The 1,130-nt window shown below is 74.4% G+C and carries 2 protein-coding genes and 1 pseudogene; all 3 read left to right on the top strand.

Annotation, left to right across the window (positions count from 1 at the left end; all coding sequences use genetic code 11):
• The first annotated feature begins 242 nt into the window (after positions 1-242).
• On the top strand, positions 243-662 hold the full coding sequence (locus GTW43_RS15650) for a roadblock/LC7 domain-containing protein (protein ID WP_161302606.1): 420 nt from the start codon (positions 243-245) through the stop codon (positions 660-662).
• On the top strand, positions 659-1,018 hold the full coding sequence (locus GTW43_RS15645) for a DUF742 domain-containing protein (protein WP_161302604.1): 360 nt from the start codon (positions 659-661) through the stop codon (positions 1,016-1,018). The genes GTW43_RS15650 and GTW43_RS15645 overlap by 4 nt, the downstream gene beginning before the upstream one ends.
• Positions 999-1,130: pseudogene (locus GTW43_RS15640) on the top strand (ATP/GTP-binding protein); the annotation flags it as partial. The gene GTW43_RS15645 and the pseudogene GTW43_RS15640, both read left to right, overlap by 20 nt.

Genomic DNA, 1,130 nt, shown 5'->3' with positions numbered 1-1,130 from the left:
TCCACCGGGGCCGCAAGGCCGCCGAGGGCGAGCGCGGCGACCGGCCCGACCCGGCCGCCGCGCCGGAGCACACCGCGCAGTCCGTCCAGCCCGCCGAGCCGGCTCCGCCCGCCGACCGGACGGACCGCCCCGAGTAACCGCGGCGCCCCAGGACCACCCCCGACCCCCGCTCTACACCGTGAGATTGGAGGCACGGGCGGCACCGCCGGCTCCCCCGCCGGACCCCTTCCGCCCGACCCGCCATGCAGACCACTGACACCAGCCTGACCTGGCTCCTGGAGAGCCTGCTCGAGCGCACCCCCGGCACCCGGCACGCCCTGGTCCTGTCCCGGGACGGCCTGAAGCTGTGCTGGAGCGAGCATCTGACGCTCGACCAGGCCGACCAGCTCGCGGCGATCTGCTCCGGCATCCAGGCCCTCGCCCAGGGTGCCTCCGTCGAGTTCGGCGACGGCACCGGCGGCGTGCGCCACTCCATGACCGAGTTCCACGGCGGCCTGCTCTTCATCGTCGACGCGGGCGAGGGCGCACACCTCGCGGTCATCGCGGACGAGGACGCCGACCCGGGCGTCGTGGGGCACCAGATGACGGAGCTCGTGGAGCAGATCGGGGAGCATCTGCGGGCCGCGCCGCGCGACTCCGTCGCCGGGAGCGGCGCCTCGTGACCCGGCGGCCGGTGGACACCGGCGACCCGGACCGGCTCTACACCGTGACCGGGGGCCGCTCACGCGTCGACGACACCTCGTTCGACCTGGTCACGCTGGTGGTCAGCGAGTGCAGGCCGGTCGCGGGGATGCAGTCCGAGCACGTACGGATCCTGGAGCTGTGCCAGAACCCGACGGCCGTCGTGGAGATCGCCGCCGAGCTCAAGCTGCCCATCACCGTCGTGCGGATCCTGCTCGGCGACCTCCTCGCGGGCGGCAAGGTCACCGCCCGCCACCCGCGCTCGGCCCCCGGGGTCGCCGCGCTGCCCGATTCCGCCCTTCTCAAGGAGGTGCTCCATGGACTCCGCAACCTCTGAGCTGTCGCCGGGCTCCGAGCTGTCGGGGCGCACGCCCCTCAGCGCCGCCGCGGACACCGGCCTGAAGATCGTCGTGGTGGGCGGCTTCGGCGTCGGCAAGACCACGCTCGTC

Origin of the sequence: Streptomyces sp. SID5785 (genome assembly GCF_009870065.1) — a bacterium.
Taxonomy (GTDB): domain Bacteria; phylum Actinomycetota; class Actinomycetes; order Streptomycetales; family Streptomycetaceae; genus Streptomyces.
Note: the sequence above shows the minus strand (reverse complement) of the source record. Positions and strands in the feature narration are given on the sequence as shown.

Excerpts from the sequence above, each read along its gene's own strand:
- GTW43_RS15650 (WP_161302606.1), top strand. The coding sequence starts at position 243 with ATGCAGACCACTGACACCAGCCTGACCTGGCTCCTGGAGAGCCTGCTC.